The following is a 21,647-nucleotide window of genomic DNA, read 5'->3' as shown; positions in this document are numbered from 1 at the left end:
TCAGCTGCGCGCGATGAAGAAGGTGCCCAGGCAGATCAGCGCAACGCCGAGCAGGCGCGAGGCATTGATCGCATCGCCGAACCATATGTAGCCGGCGATCAGCACCAGCACATAGGACACGCTCAGAAAGGGGTAGGCAAAGCTGAGCTCGACCCGCGACAGCACCATCAGGTGCAGCCCCATGCTGAACACCAGCACCGCCAGGCCGCCGACGATCCACGGATTGAGCACGACCGTAGGCAGCGTGCGCCACAGGCTGCCGCCATCGAAGCTGAAGCTGCCGATCGTGTTCATGCCCTGCTTGAGCATGATCTGCGACAGCGCATTGGTCGACACGACGGCCAGGATGAGCGGTATGTACTTCTGCATGGGACCTCGGGCGGTTGCGTGGCTTCGGCTACGAGCTTACGACGATGAACCACGGTGACCTGAGCTCGTGGGGCCGCGTGTTGTGGCCGAAGCACGAGCTCCATACGATCGAGGGGACTGCCGAGCCGCTGCCGGCGCGGCCCTCGATGCTGGCCTTCGGCAACGGCCGCAGCTACGGCGACAGCAATCTCAATCCCGACGGCACGCTGCTGCTGACGCGCGGCATCGATCGCATCCTCGGCTTCGATGCCGCCACCGGCGTGCTCGACGCCGAGGCCGGGCTGCTGCTGTCACAGGTGCTCGATCTCTGCGTGCCGCAGGGCTGGTTTCCGGCCGTCACGCCTGGCACGCAGTTCGTCACGCTCGGCGGCGCGATCGCCAACGACGTGCATGGCAAGAACCACCACCGCGCCGGCAGCTTCGGCCACCATGTGCTGGGCTTCGAGTTGCTGCGCTCGGATGGCAGTCGGCGCTGGTGCTCGCCGAGCGAGAACGCCGACTGGTTTGCCGCCACGATCGGCGGACTCGGCCTGACCGGGCTCGTCACGCGGGTTCGGCTGCAGCTGCGCCGCATCGCCAATGCCGGCATCGAGAGCGAGACGATCCGCTTTCGATCGCTCGAGGAGTTCTTCGCGCTGAGCGAGGAGTCGGCGGCAGGCTTCGAGTACACCGCGGCCTGGGTCGACTGCGCCAGCGGCGGCGCGCGCCTGGGCCGCGGGCTGTTCGAACGCGGCAACCATGCGTCACCTGGCGTCGACCCGGTCCTGCTGCGGCCGCCAAGCGCGCACACGCGCCGGATGCCGTTCACGCCACCGGTGTCGCTGGTCAACGGGCTCACGCTGAAGCTGTTCAACGCCGCCTACTTCCACCGCCAGCGCGGCGACCGCGTCGCGGGTGTGCGCCACTACCGGCCCTGGCTCTACCCGCTCGACGCGCTGCTCGAATGGAACCGGCTCTACGGTCCGCGCGGCTTCTACCAGTACCAGTGCGTGGTACCGCCGGCCGCGGCGTCGCGCCACGTGCGCGCCCTGCTCGGCGCGGTGGCGGCCAGTGGCATGGGCTCCTTCCTCGCGGTGCTCAAGCAGTTCGGTGATCGACCATCGCCGGGCCTGCTGTCCTTTCCCTGCGCCGGTGCGACGCTGGCCCTCGACTTTCCGAACCGCGGAGCGCGACTCGAACAGTTGTTCGAACGCCTGGACCGCATCGTGCTCGAGGCCGGCGGCCGGCTCTACCCCGCCAAGGACGGGCGCATGGGCGCGACGATCTTTCGCGCCGGCTACCCGCGCTGGCAGAAGTTCGGCGCCTTCGTGGACCCGAGCTTCTCGTCGGCCTTCTGGCGCCGCGTCAGCGAAGGCTGATCAGGCAGCGATCGCGCCGCGCGCGTAGCGCGAGACGATCTTGGTCACGCCCAGCTCGAGCAACTCGCCGAAGACGGCGAGGAAGGCATCGACGTGCTCGGCCTTGGCCACCAGCGGCGGCTCGAGGCGGATCACGTTGCGGTTGTACTCGGTGAAGGCGACCAGGGTGTCGTAGTCACGCAGCAGCAGCGTGCCGACGAAGCCGCACAAGCTGCCCTTGAGCTTGTCATCGAGCAGGGAGACCATCTGCTTCATGCCGAAGGGCAGGGTCTCCGAGAGATCGTGGAACTCGATGCCGACCATCAGGCCCAGACCACGCACCTCCTTGATCAGCCGCGGATGCTGCTGCTGCAGGCGCTGCAGGCCGGCCAGAAGGCGCGCTCCCATCGCGGCCGAGTTGTCGATCAGGCCCTCGTCGTAGAGCACGTTGAGGGTCTCGATGGCGGTGATGCAGCCCTCGCCCATGCCGCTGAAGGTGGCGGGCCCGTGGATCAGCGCCGTCTTGTGCGGTCCGTAGGCCTTCATGTGGATGTCGCGCCGCGCGATGTAGGCGCCGATCGCGGTCTTGCCGCCACCGAGCGATTTGGCGAGCGTGACGATGTCGGGCACCACGCCGTAGTGCTCGAAGGCGAAGAAGCGCCCGGTGCGACCGACGCCGCACTGCACCTCGTCGGCGAGCCAGATCACGCCGTGCTTGTCGCACAGCGCGCGCACGCCCTGCCAGTAGCTCTCCGGCGCGAGCACGATGCCGGCCCCGCCCTGTACCGTCTCGACGATGAAGGTGCCGATCGAGGGGTCGGACTTGAAGGCCTCCTCGAGCGAGTCGAGGTCGCCGAAGCGCACCCGGCGCCGGTTGGGCAGCAGCGTGAAGCCGCTTTGGTAGAACTCGGAATCGGTCACCGACAGCGCGGCGCGCGTCTTGCCGTGAAAGGAGTTGGTGGCATAGGCCACCGTGCTGCGCTTGGGGCCGGCGCAACGCTCGGCGAGCTTGAGCGCGGCCTCGTTGGCGACCGAACCGCAGTTGGTGAGGAACACCGTCTCCAGTTCACCCGGCGCGATGGCCGCGAGGTTGTGCGCCAGCGCGGTGGCGTACTGCGACATGAAGGCGATGCAGATCTCGTGGCGCTGCTCGTCCTGGAAGCGCTTGCGCGCGGCAAGGATGCGCGGGTGGTTGTGGCCGCAAGCCACCGAGCCGAAGCCGCCGAAGAAGTCGAGGATCTGGCGCTCGTTCTGGTCGGTGTAGTACATGCCCTCGGCCCGCCGCACCAGCACCTGGTCGAAGCCGAGCAGCTTGAGGAAGTGCAACTGGCCGGGGTTGAGGTGGCGCTCGAAGAGCTTGCGCACCTCGTCGACCGGCAGTGCCTTGGCGGCTTCGACGCTCAGCAGTTCGGGGCGGGCAGTCATGGCGGCGGGGCTCCGGTCAGGCGTTGCGGGCAAGCAGGAACTGACGATAGGCCTCGTTCATCATCTGCTGGTCGCTGTGGCGCGGCATCCAGTCGAGCAGGTGGATGGTGGGCTCGATATCGACCACGTAGTCGTGGTCGGCGATCTCGAACTGCTCGGGCACCAAGATCGGCAGGTTGATTCGATCCAGCGCGCGCAGCAGCACCTTGGCGGGAGCGGCGATGGTCGGCACCAGGATCGATTTGGAGCCGGCCTCGCGGATCACCTCGGCGAGCAGCGTGCGCACGTCGGGCGGCGCGGTCGAGCCGAGGTTGAACTCGCCATTGACCACGCCTTTGCGCGCCGAGCAGACCGCGGCGCTGGCGCAGTCGAACACCGAGACCATCTGGTAGCGGTTGCGGCCATTGCCGATCAGCGGCACCGGCAGGCTCATGCGGATCAGGTTGAACAGCATGCCGAGGATGCCGACCCGGCCCGGCCCGTTGATCAGCCGCGGCCTGAAGATCGAGACGCGAAGGCCATCGGCGCGCTTGGCGATGCAATAGTCCTCGAGCGCCTTCTTGCTGGCCGAGTACTCGCCGATCGGCACCCGCGGGTGGTCCACCCTCACCGGCGGCGGCGTTTGCAGCGGGCCGTAGACCATGTCGGTGCTGAACTGGATCAGCCGGTTGCAGCCGGCGCGCTCCATCGCCTCGACGATGTTGACGGCGCCGTGGTAGTCCACCGAATAGAAGTACTCGTAGCGTGCCCGCCGCTTGATGATCGGATGCAGCATCCGCGCCGCGAGGTTGTAGACCACGTCATCGGGGCCGATGGGCACCCTGGCAACGTCCTCGGGTCGGGTGATGTCGCACTTCTGGAAGCCGGCCTTCTGGTAGATGGCCAGTTCGCGATCCTGTGCGATGTCGCAGACCAGGACCTCGTCGCCGGCATCGACCAGGTCGCGCGCGGTGTAGCGACCGACGAAGCCGTTGCCTCCGAAAATGATGTGCTTCATGGCTTCGGGCAGACTGAACCGCGGCTCGAGACCGCAAGCGGGATCGGGACAGTTCGATTGTGCGCTGCGCAAATACCTGACCACGAGCCGCCAAGCCCCCTGAGACATGGGACTTGCTGACACCCTGTTTCACTCTCGCTGGCGCGGGTCCGACGACGGCCCGCCACGACCGATCGGGCCGGCGTCGAGTGCTACTTGAGGGCGAACGCCACCCGGGTGGTCTTGCCGCTGTCCTTGAGGCCCTCGGCATCGAGCTTCGACGAGGTGAGCAGCACGCGCTCGGCCGGCACCTTGTCGGTCAGGTAGGCCTTGACGCGATTGGCGCGCTCGTCGGCGAGCGCCTTGTACTGTTCGGCGCCGACGGGCGCGTTGGCACGCAGCAGGCTCTCCATTTCGGGGCCGGGAATGCTCTTCTGGAAGCCGACCAGGTTGCGCGGCTTGGCCTTGAAGTTGGTCGCCTTGTAGGCGGCCGCGAGCCACTGCTCGCGCTCGGCGGGCTCGATCTTCACGCTCTCGACCAGTTGGCCGGCGGAGCGCGCCTTCTGGGTCCGCATCAGGCCATCGATGTGGCGCTCGCGCAGAGCGGCCTCGTCCAGCGTCGGGTCGGCGCGACCGGTGGCCTCGAGCTTGACGGCCGGGCGATCGTTCATCGCCTTGGCCAGGATGTCGAGCCGCCTGGTGGCCTCCGCGTCGACCTCGCTCGACCCTGGCGCAAACTCGACGTAGCCCAGTTCCTCGCCGCCCTTGCCGCCGGCCAGCAGCGAGAACGGCGCGGTGACCGCCTTCGTGAAGAGGTTGACGATCACCTTCCAGATGATGCCGCCGAGCGAGAACTTGGGGTCGTCGATGGTGCCGCTGATCGGCAGGTCGATGTCGATCACGCCGTTGGCGTCCTTCAGCAGCGAAACGGCCAGCAGCACCGGCAGCTTGAGCGCGCTCGGGCTGTCGACCTTGGCGCCGAAGGTGAGCTGGTCGAGGTAGAGGTTGTTCTCGGCCGCGAGCTTGCCGTCCTCGACCTTGTAGTGCAGCTTGACGCTGAGCGTGCCCTTCTCGATGCCGTAGCCGGCGTAGCGCGCGGAATAGGCCGACAGCCGGCTGAGTTCGACACCGCGCGCCTCGGCGCGGATGTCGGTGGCCAGTTGCGGCCCGAGCGGATGGAGCGTGCCGCCAATGGTCAGCGGCGCGCTGCCGTCGACCTTGCCGGTCAGCTCCACGGTGGCCGCTTGCGGATCGTTCCACGCGACCGCGGACACGGTGCCGCTGACATTGTTGAGCTGGGCCGAAAAGTTGGGCCGGATGAAGTTGTCGGTGAAGTCGATGTTGCCGCGCTTGAGCTCGATGCTCTGCCAGCGCAGCTGCGGCTTGGGTCGGGCCGGCCCATCCGACCTGGCCACGGCCACCGGCTCGGCCACGCTGGCCGCCGGTGCCGGCGCGCTCGCGGCATCGGGCGCGCTCGCGGCGCTCGGCGCCGACGCCGCAGCGGCCTCGGCGAGCCGGTCCGCCTCGGCCTTGGTCAGCTCACGCAGGTTGATGGTGCCGTTCGGGTTGATGATCACGCGGGTCGAGAAGTCCTCGAGCGCGATGCGTCCGAGGTCGGCCTGGAGCAGCGCCGGCTTCCACGCCACGTCGAGGCCGTCGAACCGAAGCAGCTTGAAGCGCAGGAGTTCGGCGTCGTCGTTGAGGCTGTCGAGGGTGAGGACTTCGGCGAGCGAGGCGCGGCCGCGCCAGTGCAGCGCGCTCACCCGCTGGTCAACGTTGCCATCGACGCTCAGGTCACCGACGGCGCCGGCGCGCGCCGACGAGATGCCGACGCGCAGGACATGCTCGAGATAGGGCTCGAGCCAGCGCAGGTCGAGGTTGGCAACGTCGATCTTGCTGCGCAGCTCGAGCGGCTGCGGCCGCAGCCGGCCGACGAGCTTCACGCGGCCGTTGCGCTGCGCCACGCTCGAGACCTCGAAGCTGATGTGCTGGTCGAGCTCGTTGCCGAGGTTGCCGAGCTTGAGGGCGACGCGCTCGAGCGCCAGCGTGGCGGCCGGCTTCACGGCGTGGTCGACCAGCGTCACGCTGCAGGCGCCGCAGCTCAGCGTCGTCAGGTGCAGCGAGGGTTTGCGCACCGCGCCTGTCTCGGACTGCTGTGGCGCGGCGGGCGGCACGGCCGCGCCGACCTGCGCGGAGCGCGGCGCCATCGGCAGGCCCTTCAACCAGGCCAGTTCGCCGCCCTCGTCGCGCGAGGCGCGCAGCGCGAGCCGCTCGAGCTCCAGCGTCTCGGCGCGCAACGCAGGCGGTGCATCGGGCGCGATGTCGACCTCGAGCCCGCCGACGGCCAGCCGCGGCAGCAGCAGGCGGTCCGCGTCGCGGCCGCGCTCGCCGCGCGGCTGCAGATGCAGCTTGAGCAACTCGGCTCGGCCTTCGCGCAACTGCACGCTGCGTGCCGCTGCATCGATCTCGATCCGGGCTCCGGCACCCAGCTTGCCGTCGAGCCAGTCGACCGGCAGTTTGGCTTGTAGCGGCACCAGCCACGGGCGTGGATCGAAGGCCGTCAGCTCGGTATTCAGGCTCGCCTGCCGCGACGCCGGTCGCAGCTCGCCCTGCACCTTCAGCGCGGCTCCGTGGGCATCGACCAACGAGGCGTCGAGGCGGGCCGGCGCCGCTTGCGCGCCACCATCGAGGCCTTCAAGCTGCAAGCCGACTGCCGAGAGCTGTTGCTGACCCTGCGGCCAGGCCGGGTGCCTGAGCGTCACGCGGCCATCCTCGACCGCGATGTGGCCGACCTGCCAGGCCCAGTCACCCGCCGCCGGCGCGCCGCCAGCCGCCGATGCTGCAGGCGCGGCTGCGTTGACCCGCAGGAACGGGCTGTCCACCGCCGCCGACCGCGCCGACGTCGATGGGGTGACCGGTTTGGCCGCGATGAGCCGCTCCAGGTCCGCACCCGCCTCGGGCGCCTTCAGGCGAACCTTGCCGATTCGTGCCTGTCGTCGCAGCAGCCAGAGGTCCAGATCCTCGAGATCGAGGTTGGCAAACGCCAGCGTCAGGCCCTGTGCCTCCAGCTTCGAGCGCCATTGACTCACGCCGGCGCTGCCGGTGACGTGCAGGCGCGGTGCGGCCGGCGGCGCAACGCGCTCGAAGGCGATCTGCAACTGCAACGCCAGCTTGCCGTGGTCGACCTTGAGCGGCAGCGGCTGCGGCAGCAGCGGTCCGATCGCCTCGGCCCAGAACGGCATGTTCACGTCACGCCAGTCGAGGTCGATCGTCGAGCGCTGGCCTTCGTCGAAGGGCTGCGTCTTGCCCTTGAGCCTCAGCGGGCTGCCATTGACGCTAGCTTGCAACTCCGGCTCGACGTCGATGCGCACCTTGCTGGGCAGGTTGGAGATGAACGGAATACCGAGTTCGATCGCGTCGACCCGGTGCTCGGACTTGCCCACGCGATCGACCAGATGGGCATTGCCCCGCTCGACGCGGATGTTGTTGACCGAAAAGCGGGCCGGCTCAGCCTCCGGTGGCCGCGGCGGTCGCTTGGCCAGCGCATCGAGCATCGGCGAGATGTTGAAGCGCCCCGGCGCCTCACGCACCAGCTCGACCCGCGGCTCGAGCACCGACAGTCGCTCGACGACCGGCGCCAGCCGGAACAGGCTCGCAATCGACAGGTTGGCCTCGATCTGCCGCACCTGCAGCCAGGGTTGCGCCGGCGGCCCGACACGCAAGCCACCGACCTTGCCGACCAGCGACCAGGGCGCGATCTCCAGCATCTCGATGGCCACCGGCGCGCCGAGCACCTGGGTCGCCTCCGCCTCGACACGTGGCTTGAGCCAACCTGGCAGCCACAGGCCTACGACCAGGGTCCACGCCAGAGCCAGCATGGCCAGCACCAGCACGCCGATGAGGAGCGGACGCTGCAATCCGCCGCGCTGGCCGCGAAGTGTTTGCGCCGGCCCTGGTGTGTCGCTCGAAATCGGATCCATACGGCAACGCTGCGTGGGCCGGCAGGCGCCAGCCGGGTCGCCAGTGTTGCGGGCCGGGCCCGATCGTGCAAGCCGCGCCCGGGCATCCTTCGGCACGCGCAGCGCCGAGGCAATCAGCCCAGCAGTTCGAGCAGTTCGTGCGGCGCCTGGATCAGCGCCTCGGCACCCCAGCGGCTGGCGTCGCTGTCCTCGCCGAGGTAGCCCCAGCCAGCCGCGACCGCCGGCATGCCGGCAGCATGTGCCGCCTGCACGTCGCGCAGGTCGTCACCGACGTAGATGCACTGCGCCGGCCGCAGTTCGAGGTGCGCGCAGGCCGCGAGCAGCGGTGCCGGGTGCGGCTTGGGGTGCGCGGTGCTGTCGCCGGCGATCACGACCGCCGCATCGCCAAGGCCAAGACCGCGCACCACCGGCGCGGCAAAGCGCATCGCCTTGTTCGTGACCACGCCCCAGCGCAGGCCGCGCGCGCCCAGGGCCTCGAGCAGGGGACGGGTGCCGTCGAACAGGCGCGAGTCGCGATCGAGCGCGGCCTCGTACTCGACGAGGAACTCGTCACGCAAGGCTTCGTAATCCGGATCCTGAGGCGTCTTGCCGAGGCCGGCACCAAGCAGCCCGCGGGCGCCGGCCGAGGCGACCGGTCGCAGCAGTTCCAGCGGCAGCGCGGCGAGCCCGCGCCGAAGGCGCAGTCGATTGAGCGCGCCACCCAGGTCGGGGGCAGTGTCGGCCAGCGTGCCATCGAGATCGAAGAGAACGGCCTCGACGCCGGCAAAGCGGCGCGGCCCCGGGACGGCATTCATGCGGGCTTGCGGCAGGCAAACAGGTAGTTGACGCTGGTGTCGTCGGACAGCCAGTAGCGGCGCGTCAGCGGGTTGTACTCCATGCCGCGCGTGGCGCTCAGCTCTAGCCCGGCGTCGCGGCACCAGCGGGCCAGTTCGCTCGGCCTTATGAAGCGCGCGTACTCGTGGGTGCCGCGCGGCAGGAGCCTGAGCAGGTATTCGGCGCCAACGATCGCGAACGCGAAACTCTTGGGATTGCGATTCAGCGTCGAGAAGAACAGCCAGCCACCCGGCTGGGCCAGGGTGGCGCAAGCGCGCACCACCGACGAGGGATCAGGCACATGCTCGAGCATCTCCATGCAGGTCACGACATCGAAGCTCCGCGGCGCCTCGGCCGCCAGTGCCTCGACCGCCACTTCGCGGTAGCTCACGCCGCTGGTACCCGCCTCGAGCGCATGCAGCTGCGCCACCTTGAGCGGCTTCGACGCCAGGTCGATGCCGAGCACGCTGGCGCCACGGCGCGCCATGGCGTCGGCGAGGATGCCGCCGCCGCAACCGACGTCGAGGGCGCGCTTGCCGGCCAGGCTGGCTTGGCCGTCGATCCAGTCCAGCCGCAGCGGATTGATCTGGTGCAGCGGGCGGAACTCGCTCTCCGGATCCCACCAGCGATGGGCCAGTTCGCTGAACTTGGCCAGTTCCTGCGGGTCGGCGTTGACCGCCGTGGCCGCGGCGTCGGTTGAGGGCTCGCTCATGGAACAATGCTAAACAGGAACGCCCACGATGTGACGAGGGCACAAACAAAGAACCCCGCCGAAGCGGGGTTCCCGGGGTTCAGGCGAGAAACCTGATTACTTGCGGCTGCGGGTGCCGACCACTTCGACTTCCACGCGACGGTTCTTCGCGCGGCCTTCGGAGGTCTTGTTGTCAGCGACCGGCTGGGTCAGGCCCTTGCCTTCGGTGTACACGCGGTTCTTCTCGATGCCCTTGGACACCAGATATTCCTTGACCGTGTTGGCACGGCGCTCGGACAGCTTCTGGTTGTATTCCTTGGTACCGATGTTGTCGGTGTGGCCGACGGCGATGATCACCTCGAGGTTCAGGCCGCCCATCTTGCTGACGAGGTCGTCGAGCTTGGCCTTGCCTTCGGGCTTGAGGTTGTACTTGTCGAAGTCGAAGAACGCGTCCGCGGCGTAGGTCACCTTCTCGCTGACCGGGGCCGGCGGCACGACCGGAGCCGGCGGCGGCGCGACCGGGGCCGGAGCAGCGGGCGGCGGCGGCGGCGGCGGCGGCGGCGGCTTCGGAGCGCCGTCGCAGCCCGGATGGGCGGTGGCCGGGGTCCAGAAGTTGTCGCGCCAGCAGAGTTCGTTGGAGCCGTTGGTCCAAATGGTGCCGTCGGTAGAACGCCACTGATCCTGGCCGTTGGCGTACTTGAGTTCTTCAGCCGTTGGCTTGGGGATGGGCTTGGCCGTCTGAGCACTCGCGGCCATCGGAATGGAGACCGCGGCTGCCGCGAACAGCATCACCACCTTGTTCAGATTCTTCATGTTTCTCCTCTCGGGATAAGCCACAGCCGCGCTGCAGACGTCCTGACATAAAAGCAGACGGATTCGATCATTAAAGCGAGAGCAAAGCGTGACCGAACCGACAAAATCATTCTGCCACACGCGTTTGCGCCAACAAGCATTTGCGGCCACCGCGGGACGAGGGCCGGGAGGATGTTGCTCATGAACGACAACCCGGGCCACTTAGAATCCGGGGCTTCGGCGCGTCATCGCGGCGTCGTCCAAACACCTTCCCGGTCAGGCGCCCCGCTGTTGGCGCCCTTGTCGCTCCTCGCATGACCCCCTTCGCCAAGGAAACCCTGCCAATCTCGCTCGAAGAGGAGATGCGGCGTTCTTATCTCGATTACGCGATGAGCGTGATCGTCGGGCGGGCCCTCCCCGACGCCCGCGACGGCCTCAAGCCGGTGCACCGACGCGTCCTGTTCGCGATGCACGAGCAGAACAACGACTGGAACCGGCCGTTCAAGAAGTCGGCCCGCATCGTCGGCGACGTGATGGGTAAGTACCACCCGCACGGCGACAGCGCGATCTACGACACCATCGTGCGGATGGCGCAGCCCTTTTCGCTGCGCCACATGCTGGTCGACGGCCAGGGCAACTTCGGCTCGGTCGACGGCGACAACGCCGCGGCGATGCGCTACACCGAAATCCGCCTGTCGAAGATCGCCCACGAGATGCTGGCCGACATCGACAAGGAAACGGTCGACTTCGGCCCCAACTACGACGGCTCGGAGAAGGAGCCGCTGGTGCTGCCGACCCGGCTGCCGAACCTGCTGATCAACGGCAGTGCCGGCATCGCGGTCGGCATGGCGACCAACATCCCGCCGCACAACCTCAACGAGGTGGTCGACGCCTGCCTGCACCTGCTGAAGCAGCCCGAGGCGACGATCGACGACCTGATGGAGATCGTCCCGGCGCCCGACTTCCCGACCGCCGGCATCATTTACGGCCTCAATGGGGTGCGCGAGGGCTATCGCACCGGCCGCGGCAAGGTGGTGATGCGCGCGCGCTGCCACTTCGAGGACATCGACCGCGGCGCCCGGCAGGCGATCATCGTCGACGAGATCCCGTACCAGGTGAACAAGAAGACCCTGCTCGAGCGCATGGCCGAGTTGGTGCGGGAGAAGAAGCTGGAGGGCATCAGCCATATCCAGGACGAGTCCGACAAGTCCGGCATGCGGGTTGTGATCGAGCTCAAGCGCGGCGAGGTGCCGGAGGTCGTGCTCAACAACCTCTACAAGCAGACCCAGCTACAGGACAGCTTCGGCATCAACATGGTGGCGCTGATCGACGGTCAGCCCAAGCTGTGCAACCTCAAGCAGCTGGTCGCGATCTTCCTCGAGCACCGGCGCGAGGTGGTGACACGGCGTACGGTCTACGAGTTGAAGAAGGCGCGCGAGCGCGGCCACGTGCTCGAGGGCTTGGCGGTGGCGCTGGCCAACATCGACGAGTTCATCGAGACGATCAAGAACTCGCCGACGCCGCCGGTCGCCAAGACCGCGCTGATGAGCAAGAGCTGGGACAGCTCGCTGGTGCGCGACATGCTCACGCGCGCCGAGGCCGACAACATCGGCGGCCGCGAGTCCTTCCGCCCCGAGGGGCTGCCTGTCCACTACGGCATGCAGGCCGACGGCCTCTATCGCCTGTCCGACGACCAGGCCCAGGAAATCCTGCAGATGCGCCTGCAGCGCCTCACCGGCCTGGAGCAGGACAAGATCATCGGCGAGTACAAGGAAGTGATGGCGCAGATCGCCGACCTGCTCGACATACTCGCCAAGCCGGCGCGCGTGACGACCATCATCGGCGACGAACTGGTGGCGCTGAAGACCGAGTTCGGCGGCCACAAGCTGGCCCAGCGCCGCAGCCAGATCGAGCACAACGTGCAGGAACTCGGCACCGAGGACCTGATCACGCCGACCGACATGGTGGTGACGCTGAGCCATACCGGCTACGTCAAGAGCCAGCCGCTGGCCGAGTACCGGGCGCAGAAGCGCGGCGGTCGCGGCAAGCAGGCCACGACGACCAAGGAAGACGACTGGATCGACCAGCTCTTCATCGCCAACACGCACGACTGGATCCTGTGCTTCTCCAACCGCGGCCGCGTCTACTGGCTGAAGGTCTGGGAAGTGCCGCAGGGTGGCCGCGCCGCGCGCGGCAAGCCGATCGTCAACATGTTCCCGCTGCAGCCGGAAGAGAAGATCACCGTGGTGCTGCCGCTGACCGGCGAGTTCCGCAGCTTCCCGGCCGACCACTACATCTTCATGGGCACCGCGCTCGGCACGGTCAAGAAGACCGCGCTCGACGAGTTCAGCAACCCGCGCAAGGCCGGCATCATCGCGGTCGACCTCGACGAGGGCGACTTCCTGATCGGCGCCTCGCTGACCGACGGCCACCACGACGTGATGCTGTTCAGCGACGGCGGCAAGGCGGTGCGCTTCGACGAGAACGACGTGCGCGCGATGGGCCGCAACGCGCGCGGCGTGCGCGGCATGCAGCTCGACGAGGGCCAGAGCGTCATCGCGATGCTGGTCGCCGAGGACGAGACGCAGAGCGTGCTGACCGCCACCGTCAACGGCTACGGCAAGCGCACCAGCATCCTCGAGTACACCCGCCACGGGCGCGGAACCAAAGGGATGATCGCGATCCAACAGAGCGAGCGCAACGGCAAGGTCGTCGCCGCCACGCTGGTGCGTCCCAACGACGAGATCATGCTGATCAACGACAAGGGCGTGCTGGTGCGCACCCGTGTCAGCGAGATCCGCGAGCTGGGCCGCGCCACGCAGGGCGTCACGCTCATCAACCTCGACGCCGGTACGCAGCTGATCGGGCTGCAGCGCATCGTCGAGAACGACGCCAACGCCGACCTGTCCGACGACGCCGATGAGGCGAGCGGCAGCAACGGTGACACAGACAACAGCACGGGAACCCCGGAATGAACATCGGCATGAAGCTCAACAAACTTTCGATCGGCTCGGCCATCCTCGGCCTGGCCCTGGCCAGCACCGCGGCACTGGCCCAGGTCACGCCGCAGGTGCCGGCCACCACGCCGGCGGCGCCCGCCGCGCCCGCGGCGCCCAAGCTGCCCTCCTCGCCGGTCAAGATCGACCTGGCGCAGCGCCTGGTCGCGATGCAGTCCGGCAGCCTCGACGGCCTGTCGCGCAACCTGGTCGAGACGCCGGCGCGCCAGATGCTGAGCGCCGCCGAGCCGCTGATCGTCCGCGTCCCGGCCGAGAAGCGCGAAGCCGCCGCCAAGCAGATCCAGGCCGACGCACGCAAGTACGTGGACGAGACTTATCCGATCGTGCGCAAGCGCGCCGGCGAGCTGTCCAACACGCAGCTGCAGACCGCGATCGAGGAGAAGTTCACCGAGGACGAACTGCGCCAGATCGTCGCCTTCCTCGAGTCGCCGGCCAACAAGAAGCTGCAGCAGACCCTCCCCGAGGTCAGCAACGCGCTCGCGCAGAAGCTGGTGGCCGACACCCGGCCCAGCGTCGAGCCGCGCATCAAGGCGCTCGAGGCCTCGATCGCCAAGCAGCTCGGCATGACGCCGAACGCGGCGGCGCCGGCCTCCGGCCCGGCCGGCAGCGGCCTCAAGCCCGCCGCACCCAAGCCCGCCGCACCCAAGCCCTCCGGTTCCGCCAGCAAGCCCTGAACGGCGCACGCCGTCGATGAGGCGCGCCTTCAACTTCTCCGCCGGGCCGGCAACCCTGCCGGTGCCAGTGCTCGAGCGGGCCGCCGCCGAGATGCTCGATTGGCACGGCAGCGGCATCGGCGTGATGGAGATGAGCCATCGCGGCCGCGAGTTCGGCGAGATCTTCGAGCGCTGCGAGGCGCGGTTGCGCGAGTTGCTCGCGGTGCCCGCGAATTACAAGGTGCTGTTCATGCAGGGCGGCGCGCTGGCCGAGAACGCGATCCTGCCGCTAAACCTCTCGCGCGGCGGCGTCGTCGACCATGTGCTCACCGGCTCGTGGTCGAAGAAGAGCGCGAAGGAGGCTGCGCGCTATTGCGACGCGCGCGTGGCCGCCAGCAACGAACTCGACACCGCGCCGCACCACCGCAGCCTGCCGGTGCCGGCCAGTTGGCGCCTGAGCCCGGGCGCGAGCTATGTGCATCTTTGCAGCAACGAGACCATCGACGGCCTCGAATTCCACGAGGTGCCCGACCTGCGCGCGCTCGGCAGCGACGCGCCGCTGGTGATCGACTGCTCTTCGCACCTGGCCTCGCGCCCGATCGACTGGAGCCGGGTCGCCGTGGCCTACGGCGGCGCCCAGAAGAACATCGGCCCGGCCGGGCTGACGCTGGTGTTCGTGCGCGAAGACCTGCTCGGCCATGCGCTGGCGGCATGCCCGAGCGCCTTCGACTACTCTGTCGTCGCCGCCAACGGCTCGATGTACAACACGCCGCCGACCTGGGCGATCTACGTCGCCGGCCTGGTCTTCGACTGGCTCGCCGAGCAGGGTGGCGTCGAGGCGATCGAGCGTCGCAACATCGAGAAGGCGGCGTTGCTCTACGCCGCGATCGATGGCTCCGGCGGCTTCTACCGCAACCCGGTCGACCTCGGCTGCCGCTCGCGCATGAACGTGCCTTTCTTCGCCCATGACGAGCGGCTGCACGCGCCTTTCGTCGAGTCGGCGGCCGCGCGCGGCCTGGTGCAGCTCAAGGGCCACAAGAGCGTGGGCGGCCTGCGTGCATCGATCTACAACGCGATGCCGCTCGAAGGCGTGCAGGCGCTGGTCAGCCACATGCAAGAATTCGCCGCATCCCATGGCTGATGCCCCCGTCAACACCACCCCGAACCCGGCGCTGACAGCGCTGCGCGAGCAAATCGACGCGCTCGACCGGGAGCTGCTCGCGCTGCTCAACCGCCGCGCCTCGCTCGCGCAGGCGGTGGGCGAGTTGAAGAAGCACGAGGGCTCGGTGGTGTTCCGGCCCGAGCGCGAGGCGCAGGTGATCGACGGCATGAAGGCCGCCAATGCCGGCCCGCTCAAGCCGGAGAGCGTGGCGCCGATCTGGCGCGAGATCATGAGCGCCTGCCGCGCGCTCGAGACGCCGACCCGCGTGGCCTACCTCGGCCCGGCCGGCACCTTCAGCGAACTGGCTGCGCTCGGCTACTTCGGCAGCTCGATCGTGCGCGTGCCCTGCGCCAGCATCGACGAGGTATTCCGCACCACCACCGCCGGCGCCGCCGACTTCGGCGTGGTGCCGGTCGAAAACTCGACCGAGGGCGTGGTGGCGCGCTCGCTCGACCTGTTCCTGACGACGCCGCTGTTCATCATCGGCGAGACCAGCCTGTTCGTGCGCCACAACCTGCTGCGCAAGGAGCAGTCGTTGGCCGACATCAAGGCCATCGTCGCCCACCCGCAGGCGCTGGCCCAGTGCCACGGCTGGCTCAGCTACCACCTGCCCGACGTCGAGCGGCGCCCGGTGGCGAGCAACGCCGAGGGCGCGCGGCTGGCGGCCCTCGACCCGACGCTCGCCGCGGTCGCCAGCGAGCGCGCCGGCAGCGAGTACGGCCTGCATGTGGTGGCACCGGCGATCCAGGACGACCCGCACAACCGCACCCGCTTCGCGATCGTGACGCACCCAGAACGCCACCCGACGCCCCAGGCCAGCGGCCACGACTGCACCAGCCTCGTGGTCTCGGTCAACAACCGGCCCGGTGCGGTGCACGACATGCTGGTGCCGCTCAAGGAGCATGGGGTGTCGATGACCCGCTTCGAATCGCGCCCGGCGCGCAGCGCCGACCAGTGGGAGTACTACTTCTACATCGATCTCCAGGGCCATCCCGAGCAGCCGGCGCTGAGCCAGGCGCTGGCCCAGCTACGCTCGGTCTGCAGCTTCTTCAAGCTGCTTGGCACCTATCCGCTGGACGTGCACTGATGGCCCGCGAAAAGAACGAGCCCGCCCCGATGTTCACCCAGCTCGGCCTCATCGGCTGCGGCCTGATGGGTGGCTCGTTCGCGCTGGCGCTCAAGCGTGCCGGCCTCGTCAAGCGCGTGGTCGGCTACAGCAAGTCGCCGACCACCACCGAGCGCGCCCGGGCGCTCGGCGTGATCGACGTCGCTGCCGAATCGGCGCTGCTGGCGGTCAGCGGCTCCGACATCGTGCTGATTGCGGTGCCGGTGGCGGCCAGCGAAGCCACCTTCAAAGCAATCCGCCACTTGGTCGAACCCGGCGTGCTGTTCATGGACGTCGGCTCGACCAAGCGCGACGTGGTCGACGCCGCACGCCGTGCGCTCAAGGAACGCGTCGGATCCTTCGTGCCGGCACACCCGATCGCCGGCAAGGAAGTCGCCGGCATCGAGCATGCCGACGCCCTGCTCTACAGCGGCCGCCAGGTGATCCTGACGCCGATGCTGCAGACCGACCCGGTGCTGCTGCAGAAGGCCACCGACGTCTGGTCCGCGATCGGCAGCCAGGTGCTCAAGATGAGCCCAGAGAACCACGACGCCGCCTTCGCCGCCGTGAGCCACCTGCCGCACCTGCTCGCCTTTGCCTATTTCTCCTCGGTTGCCAAGCAGCCGGCCGGCAAGGACTTCCTCTCGCTCGCCGGGCCGGGCTTTCGCGACTTCACGCGCATCGCCGCCAGCGATGCCTCGGTCTGGCGCGACATCCTGATGAGCAATCGCGAGGAGATCCTCAAGCAGAGCCAGCGCTTCCGCCACCAGCTCGACGCGCTCGAGCACGTGATGAAACTTGGCAACAGCGAGGCGCTCGAAGACCTGATCCGCAGTGCTTCGCAGGCACGCTCCGGCTGGCAGATGGGTGCACCCAACAAGTCTGGCGGCTCGCGCTAGCGCCATCCCAAGGAAGTTCGCATGGAATCCCACCGCGCCGAGACGGCGCCGCGCCAGCCATTCCTCGATCTGCCGCCACTGAACGGCGTGGCGGGGACGGTCCGGCTACCGGGCTCGAAGAGCATTTCCAACCGCGTGTTGCTGCTGGCTGGCCTGTGTGCCGGCACGACCGCGGTGCACGATCTGCTCGACTCGGACGACACCCGGGTCATGCTCGACGCGCTGGCCGCGCTCGGCTGTGACATCGAGCGTCTCGGGCCGAGCAGCGTGCGCGTACAGGGTCTCGATGGCCGACTGCGCGTGCAAGAGGCCAGGCTCTTCCTCGGCAACGCCGGCACCGCGATGCGGCCGCTGGCGGCGGCGCTGGCGGTGCTTGCCACCCTGCAGGGCGGCCGCTTCGAGCTGGCCGGCGTGGCGCGCATGCACGAGCGGCCGATCGGCGACCTGGTCGACGCGCTGCGGCCGCTCGGCTGCAACATCGCTTGCCCCGGCAACGAGGGCTATCCGCCGCTGCGCTTGAGCGGCTCGGCCGGCGGTGCGCTCGCGCTCGACGCCCCGGTGCGGGTACGCGGCGATGTCTCGAGCCAGTTCCTGACCGCGCTGCTGATGGCGCTGCCGCTCGCCGCGGCCGAGCGCGCCGTGGTGATCGAGGTCGAGGGCGAGCTGATCTCGCGGCCCTACGTCGAGATCACGCTCAACCTGCTGGCCCGCTTTGGAATCGACGTGCGGCGCGAGGGCTGGCAGCGCTTTACGATCCCCGCCGGCAGCGCCTACCGCTCGCCGGGCGCAATCCATGTGGAGGGCGACGCCTCCTCGGCCTCCTACTTCATCGCCGCCGGCGCGATCGCGGCGACCGCTGCGCCGCTGCGCATCGAAGGCGTCGGCGCCGACTCGATCCAGGGCGACATCCACTTCATCGAGGCGGCACGCGCGATGGGCGCCGAGGTTCTGACCGGGCCGAACTGGCTCGAGGTGCAGCGCGGTGCCTGGCCGCTGCGCGCGATCGACCTCGACGCCAACCACATCCCCGACGCCGCGATGACGCTGGCGGTGATGGGGCTCTACGCCGACGGCCGCACCCGGCTGCACAACATCGCCAGCTGGCGCGTCAAAGAGACCGACCGCATCAGCGCGATGGCGACCGAACTGCGCAAGTTCGGCGCCATGGTCGACGAGGGCGAGGACTGGCTCAGCATCGAGCCGCCCAGCCACTGGCACGCCGCCGCGATCCACACCTACGACGACCACCGGATGGCGATGTGCGCCTCGCTGGCCGCCTTCAACGGCCTGGCCGGGGCCACGCCGCCGGTGCCGGTGCGGGTGCTCGACCCGGGCTGCGTCGCCAAGACCTTCCCGACCTACTTCGACGCGCTGCTCGGCGTCGCGACGGCCAGCCAGCAGCAGGTGCCGGTGATCACGGTCGACGGCCCCACCGCCTCCGGCAAGGGCACGCTGTCGAGCGAACTGGCGGCCGCACTCGGCTACCACCACCTGGACTCCGGCGCGCTCTACCGCGCCACCGCGCTGGCCGTGCTCGAGGCCGGAGCCGACGCCGGCAACGAGGCGGCGGTGGCCGCGCTGGCGGCGAGGCTGCCGATCCGCTTCGAGCTGCAGCGGGTGCTGCTCGAGGGCATCGACGTCAGCGACCGGCTGCGCGAGGAGCGTGTCGGCCTGCTGGCCTCGCAGATTTCGGCGCTGCCGGCGGTACGCGCGGCGCTGGTCGAGCTCCAGCTGGGTTTCAGACGTGCGCCCGGGCTGGTCGCCGACGGCCGCGACATGGGCACCGTGATCTTCCCCGGCGCGGCGCTCAAGGTCTTTCTCACCGCAAGCGCCGCCCAGCGCGCGGAGCGGCGACATAAGCAGTTGATTTCAAAGGGAATTTCTGCTAACCTTGATAGTCTTCGTGCCGATCTTGAGGCTCGCGATGCGCGCGACATGCAGCGCAGCGCGGCGCCGCTGAGGCCGGCACAGGACGCACGGTTGCTCGACAACTCGGCGCTCTCGATCGAAGCCTCGGTCGAGCAGGTGCTGGCTTGGTGGGAAGATGTGCAGCCCTTCGCGACGCGCTGAGCCTTCGGGCTCTCGTCGAACGAAGAGCAGAGTGAAGTAGTACAGGCCCGTTCCTTCGCGCCGTGCCGCCCGGCACCCGCGAAGCCTCGGATCAGCAACCAACCCTCCGCTGTTCAAGCGGAACGCAAGCGCCGGCCTCCTGCCGGCCCCAGGAAAACCATGGCTCTGAATATTCCCGCTTACGAAGGCACCGATTCCTTCGCATCGATGTTCGAGGACTCGCTGACCCGCGCCAACATGCGCGCCGGCGAAGTCATCACCGCCGAGGTGGTGCGCGTCGAACACAACTTCGTGGTCGTCAACGCCGGGCTCAAGTCCGAAGCGTACGTGCCCATCGAAGAATTCAAGAACGACCAGGGCGTGCTCGAAGTCCAGGTCGGCGACTACGTCTCGGTGGCGATCGACGCCATCGAAAACGGCTACGGCGACACCATCCTGTCGCGCGACAAGGCCAAGCGCCTGGCCTCGTGGCTGTCGCTCGAGACCTCGCTCGAAAGCGGCGAGTTCGTCATCGGCACCGTCTCGGGCAAGGTCAAGGGCGGCCTGACCGTGCTGGTCAACGGCATCCGCGCCTTCCTGCCGGGTTCGCTGATCGACACCCGCCCGGTCAAGGACCTGAGCCCGTTCGAAGGCAAGACCCTCGACTTCAAGGTCATCAAGCTCGACCGCAAGCGCAACAACGTGGTGCTGAGCCGCCGCGCGGTCGTCGAAGCCTCGATGGGCGAAGAGCGCGCCAAGCTGCTCGAGACGCTGCGCGAAGGCGCCATCGTCAACGGCGTGGTCAAGAACATCACCGAGTACGGCGCCTTCGTCGACCTCGGCGGCATCGACGGCCTGCTCCACATCACCGACATGGCGTGGCGCCGCGTGCGTCACCCGAGCGAGGTGGTCACGGTCGGCCAGGAACTCACCGCCAAGGTCCTCAAGTTCGACGCCGAGAAGAACCGCGTCTCGCTGGGCCTCAAGCAGATGGGCGACGATCCGTGGATCGGCGTTTCGCGCCGCTACCCGAACGGCACGCGCCTGTTCGGCAAGGTCACCAACATCGCCGACTACGGCGCCTTCGTCGAGATCGAGCCGGGCATCGAAGGCCTGGTCCACGTCTCGGAAATGGACTGGACCAACAAGAACGTCGCGCCGAACAAGCTGGTGACGATGGGCGACGAGGTCGAGGTCATGGTGCTCGAGATCGACGAGGACAAGCGCCGCATCAGCCTCGGCATGAAGCAGTGCAAGGCCAACCCGTGGGACGAGTTCGCGCAGGACCACAAGCGCGGCGACAAGCTCACCGGCCCGGTCAAGTCGATCACCGACTTCGGCGTCTTCGTCGGCCTGGCGGCCGGCATCGACGGCCTGGTGCACCTGTCCGACCTGTCGTGGCACGAGACCGGTGAAGTCGCCGTTCGCAACTACAAGAAGGGCCAGGAAGTCGAGACCGTCATCCTCGCCATCGACGTGGAACGCGAGCGCATCAGCCTCGGCATCAAGCAGCTCGACGGCGATCCGTTCGCCACCTACACCTCGGTCAACGACCGTGGCATGGCGGTGACCGGCAAGGTCAAGACGGTTGACGCGCGTGGCGCCGAGATCGAACTGGCCGATGACGTGACGGGCTACCTGCGCGCCTCCGAAATCAGCCGCGACCGCGTCGAAGACGCCCGCAACGTGCTCAAGGAAGGCGACGAAGTCAGCGCCGTGATCATCAACGTCGATCGCAAGCTGCGTTCGATCCAGTTGTCGATCAAGGCCAAGGACAACGCCGACAACCAGGAAGCGATGCAGCGCCTGTCGGCCTCGAGCGAACGCGAGAACGCCGGCACCACCAGCCTGGGCGCGCTGCTCAAGGCAAAGCTCGACCAGAACAACAACTGATCGAGCCACTGATGACCTGCCCGGCCCCGCAAGGGGTGCGGGGCAGGCCCATCGGTTGTGGCGCCCCTTGCACCGCGGTGCGGGGCGGCGCCAGACCCGATGGTCCGCTGGACCTGCCAGGAAGCGAAATCGATGACCCGCTCCGACCTCGTCGCCCGCCTGGGCGAGCGCTTCACGCAGCTCACGCATCGCGACGCAGAGTTCGCGGTCAAGACCATTCTCGACGCGATGAGCGATGCGCTCGCTCGCGGCCACCGCATCGAGATTCGCGGCTTCGGCAGCTTCCAGGTCAACCGGCGCCCGCCCCGCATGGGCCGCAACCCGCGCTCGGGCGAGCAGGTCGTGATCCCCGAGAAGCTCGTACCGCACTTCAAGCCCGGCAAGGCGCTGCGCGAGGCGGTCGACGAGCGCACGCCCGCCGAGCCTTCTCCGGTCTCGAACGACCGATCGGACGACGCGCCGGCCTAGCCGCGTCGTCGCGCGGGC

Annotated in this window: 16 protein-coding genes; 9 read left to right on the top strand and 7 right to left on the bottom strand. The window is 68.5% G+C overall.

The window, feature by feature from the left end; translation table 11 throughout:
- The gene (locus tag EV670_RS03460) at positions 1 to 369 is read right to left on the bottom strand and encodes a DMT family transporter (protein WP_165393224.1); all 369 of its coding nucleotides are present in this window, start codon (positions 367 to 369) and stop codon (positions 1 to 3) included.
- A gap of 44 nt (positions 370 to 413) precedes the next feature.
- Between EV670_RS03460 and EV670_RS03455 the strand changes: the two genes are divergently transcribed.
- On the top strand, positions 414 to 1,727 hold the full coding sequence (locus tag EV670_RS03455; RefSeq protein WP_130430402.1) for an FAD-binding oxidoreductase: 1,314 nt from the start codon (positions 414 to 416) through the stop codon (positions 1,725 to 1,727).
- Here the strand turns inward: EV670_RS03455 and EV670_RS03450 are convergent, their stop codons facing one another.
- The 6 genes from EV670_RS03450 to ompA form a co-directional block, all read right to left on the bottom strand.
- Positions 1,728 to 3,131 (bottom strand): aspartate aminotransferase family protein, encoded by a 1,404-nt coding sequence (locus tag EV670_RS03450; RefSeq protein WP_130430401.1) that lies wholly within the window; start codon positions 3,129 to 3,131, stop codon positions 1,728 to 1,730. It abuts the gene before it with no gap.
- A gap of 16 nt (positions 3,132 to 3,147) precedes the next feature.
- A complete protein-coding gene (locus tag EV670_RS03445; RefSeq protein WP_165393223.1) occupies positions 3,148 to 4,128 on the bottom strand; it encodes an NAD-dependent epimerase/dehydratase family protein in 981 nt (326 codons plus the stop codon).
- Between the two features lie 191 nt (positions 4,129 to 4,319).
- Positions 4,320 to 8,024, bottom strand: coding sequence for a DUF748 domain-containing protein (locus tag EV670_RS03440; RefSeq protein WP_165393222.1), 3,705 nt, complete (start codon positions 8,022 to 8,024; stop codon positions 4,320 to 4,322).
- A gap of 176 nt (positions 8,025 to 8,200) precedes the next feature.
- Positions 8,201 to 8,881 carry an HAD family hydrolase gene (locus EV670_RS03435; protein WP_130430398.1) on the bottom strand — a complete coding sequence of 227 codons (681 nt, stop codon included), beginning with the start codon at positions 8,879 to 8,881 and terminating at the stop codon, positions 8,201 to 8,203.
- Positions 8,878 to 9,612 (bottom strand): bifunctional 2-polyprenyl-6-hydroxyphenol methylase/3-demethylubiquinol 3-O-methyltransferase UbiG, encoded by a 735-nt coding sequence (gene ubiG / locus EV670_RS03430; protein ID WP_130430397.1) that lies wholly within the window; start codon positions 9,610 to 9,612, stop codon positions 8,878 to 8,880. Before ubiG ends, EV670_RS03435 begins: the two co-directional genes overlap by 4 nt.
- 96 nt (positions 9,613 to 9,708) lie before the next feature.
- On the bottom strand, positions 9,709 to 10,404 hold the full coding sequence (ompA, locus tag EV670_RS03425; protein ID WP_130430911.1) for an outer membrane protein OmpA: 696 nt from the start codon (positions 10,402 to 10,404) through the stop codon (positions 9,709 to 9,711).
- A 293-nt stretch (positions 10,405 to 10,697) separates the two neighbouring features.
- Between ompA and gyrA the strand changes: the two genes are divergently transcribed.
- The 8 genes from gyrA (at position 10,698) to EV670_RS03385 (ending at position 21,629) form a co-directional block, all read left to right on the top strand.
- Entirely contained in the window at positions 10,698 to 13,358 is a 2,661-nt protein-coding gene (gyrA, locus tag EV670_RS03420; protein ID WP_130430396.1) for a DNA gyrase subunit A, read from the top strand.
- A gap of 8 nt (positions 13,359 to 13,366) precedes the next feature.
- Positions 13,367 to 14,074 (top strand): DUF2059 domain-containing protein, encoded by a 708-nt coding sequence (locus EV670_RS03415; RefSeq protein ID WP_130430395.1) that lies wholly within the window; start codon positions 13,367 to 13,369, stop codon positions 14,072 to 14,074.
- A gap of 16 nt (positions 14,075 to 14,090) precedes the next feature.
- Positions 14,091 to 15,194: a 3-phosphoserine/phosphohydroxythreonine transaminase gene (gene serC / locus EV670_RS03410; RefSeq protein ID WP_130430394.1), complete on the top strand. Its 1,104-nt coding sequence runs from the start codon at positions 14,091 to 14,093 to the stop codon at positions 15,192 to 15,194.
- Positions 15,187 to 16,302: a prephenate dehydratase gene (gene pheA / locus EV670_RS03405; RefSeq protein WP_130430393.1), complete on the top strand. Its 1,116-nt coding sequence runs from the start codon at positions 15,187 to 15,189 to the stop codon at positions 16,300 to 16,302. Before serC ends, pheA begins: the two co-directional genes overlap by 8 nt.
- A 29-nt stretch (positions 16,303 to 16,331) precedes the next feature.
- Positions 16,332 to 17,219: a prephenate dehydrogenase gene (locus EV670_RS03400; RefSeq protein WP_130430392.1), complete on the top strand. Its 888-nt coding sequence runs from the start codon at positions 16,332 to 16,334 to the stop codon at positions 17,217 to 17,219.
- A gap of 21 nt (positions 17,220 to 17,240) precedes the next feature.
- The gene (locus EV670_RS03395; protein WP_130430391.1) at positions 17,241 to 19,289 is read left to right on the top strand and encodes a bifunctional 3-phosphoshikimate 1-carboxyvinyltransferase/cytidylate kinase; all 2,049 of its coding nucleotides are present in this window, start codon (positions 17,241 to 17,243) and stop codon (positions 19,287 to 19,289) included.
- A 159-nt stretch (positions 19,290 to 19,448) separates the two neighbouring features.
- Positions 19,449 to 21,161, top strand: a complete 1,713-nt coding sequence (rpsA, locus tag EV670_RS03390; protein ID WP_130430390.1) for a 30S ribosomal protein S1 — start codon at positions 19,449 to 19,451, stop codon at positions 21,159 to 21,161.
- A 132-nt stretch (positions 21,162 to 21,293) separates the two neighbouring features.
- Entirely contained in the window at positions 21,294 to 21,629 is a 336-nt protein-coding gene (locus EV670_RS03385) for an integration host factor subunit beta (protein ID WP_130430389.1), read from the top strand.
- The last annotated feature ends 18 nt before the right edge of the window (positions 21,630 to 21,647 follow it).

This window comes from Rivibacter subsaxonicus (genome assembly GCF_004217215.1).
Lineage (GTDB): Bacteria > Pseudomonadota > Gammaproteobacteria > Burkholderiales > Burkholderiaceae_C > Rivibacter > Rivibacter subsaxonicus.
This window is presented reverse-complemented; position numbering and strand designations above follow the sequence as displayed.

What these genes read in the sequence shown, in the direction of transcription:
- pheA (WP_130430393.1), top strand. Translation starts at nt 15,187, where the DNA reads ATGGCTGATGCCCCCGTCAACACCACCCCGAACCCGGCGCTGACAGCG.
- EV670_RS03415 (WP_130430395.1), top strand. Translation starts at nt 13,367, where the DNA reads ATGAAGCTCAACAAACTTTCGATCGGCTCGGCCATCCTCGGCCTGGCC.
- EV670_RS03445 (WP_165393223.1), bottom strand. Translation starts at nt 4,128, where the DNA reads ATGAAGCACATCATTTTCGGAGGCAACGGCTTCGTCGGTCGCTACACC.
- EV670_RS03435 (WP_130430398.1), bottom strand. Translation starts at nt 8,881, where the DNA reads ATGAATGCCGTCCCGGGGCCGCGCCGCTTTGCCGGCGTCGAGGCCGTT.
- serC (WP_130430394.1), top strand. Translation starts at nt 14,091, where the DNA reads ATGAGGCGCGCCTTCAACTTCTCCGCCGGGCCGGCAACCCTGCCGGTG.
- gyrA (WP_130430396.1), top strand. Translation starts at nt 10,698, where the DNA reads ATGACCCCCTTCGCCAAGGAAACCCTGCCAATCTCGCTCGAAGAGGAG.
- ubiG (WP_130430397.1), bottom strand. Translation starts at nt 9,612, where the DNA reads ATGAGCGAGCCCTCAACCGACGCCGCGGCCACGGCGGTCAACGCCGAC.
- ompA (WP_130430911.1), bottom strand. Translation starts at nt 10,404, where the DNA reads ATGAAGAATCTGAACAAGGTGGTGATGCTGTTCGCGGCAGCCGCGGTC.
- EV670_RS03460 (WP_165393224.1), bottom strand. Translation starts at nt 369, where the DNA reads ATGCAGAAGTACATACCGCTCATCCTGGCCGTCGTGTCGACCAATGCG.
- EV670_RS03455 (WP_130430402.1), top strand. Translation starts at nt 414, where the DNA reads ATGAACCACGGTGACCTGAGCTCGTGGGGCCGCGTGTTGTGGCCGAAG.
- EV670_RS03395 (WP_130430391.1), top strand. Translation starts at nt 17,241, where the DNA reads ATGGAATCCCACCGCGCCGAGACGGCGCCGCGCCAGCCATTCCTCGAT.
- EV670_RS03385 (WP_130430389.1), top strand. Translation starts at nt 21,294, where the DNA reads ATGACCCGCTCCGACCTCGTCGCCCGCCTGGGCGAGCGCTTCACGCAG.
- EV670_RS03400 (WP_130430392.1), top strand. Translation starts at nt 16,332, where the DNA reads ATGTTCACCCAGCTCGGCCTCATCGGCTGCGGCCTGATGGGTGGCTCG.
- EV670_RS03450 (WP_130430401.1), bottom strand. Translation starts at nt 3,131, where the DNA reads ATGACTGCCCGCCCCGAACTGCTGAGCGTCGAAGCCGCCAAGGCACTG.
- rpsA (WP_130430390.1), top strand. Translation starts at nt 19,449, where the DNA reads ATGGCTCTGAATATTCCCGCTTACGAAGGCACCGATTCCTTCGCATCG.